General features: G+C 65.8%; 1 protein-coding gene. It reads right to left on the bottom strand.

Translation table 11 applies throughout. The annotated features are described in order from the left end of the window. Positions 1 to 635 (bottom strand): manganese catalase family protein (locus EAD98_RS00305; RefSeq protein WP_233583651.1); only part of this gene is annotated, 635 nt, incomplete at both ends.

Raw genomic sequence — 635 nt, 5'->3', positions numbered from 1 at the left:
TCCTTGGTGAACTCCTTGGAGTCGGTGAAGGCGTCGGGCACCGGCATGTCTTCCAGGCCGTCCTGTTTGAGTTGTTCGATGGCGGCGAGCCACATGTTCTGGTGCATGGTGTCGCGGGCCAGCAGGAAGCGCAGCATCTGTTTGACGCCGGGGTCGTCGGTCATGTTGAACAGTCGGGCGACCTGCAGGCGGCCTTGTGCTTCGGCGGTGGCGTTGAGGTGGAAGTCGGCCATGAGGTTGCCGCTGGCGGTGATGAACGCGGCGTTCCAGGGCACGCCGTTGCTGTCGGTGGGTAGGGCGCCGCCGCCGCCGTGGATGAAGTGTGCGGGGTTGGAGCCGCCGTAGACGGCGGCGACCATGGGGTTGTCGTCGGCGGCTTCCTGTAGTGACAGGGGGGCGTTCTCCAGCAGGCGGGTGATCATGGTGGCGATCATTTCGACGTGGCCCATCTCCTCGGTGCCGACGTCCAGGAGCAGGTCCTTGTACTTGCCGGGCAGTCGGCAGTTCCAGCCCTGGTAGAGGTACTGGTTGGCGACGGTCATCTCGCCCCACTTGCCGCCCAGGATCTCCTGCAACCGGCGGGCGAACGCCGCGTCCGGGCCGTCCGGCTTCGCCTCGAACTGCAGGTCCTTGAT

Origin of the sequence: Micromonospora sp. CV4, assembly GCF_003667455.1 — a bacterium.
GTDB lineage: Bacteria > Actinomycetota > Actinomycetes > Mycobacteriales > Micromonosporaceae > Micromonospora.
The sequence above is the reverse complement of the archived record's forward strand: the minus strand, read 5'-3'. Positions and strand labels throughout refer to the sequence as shown.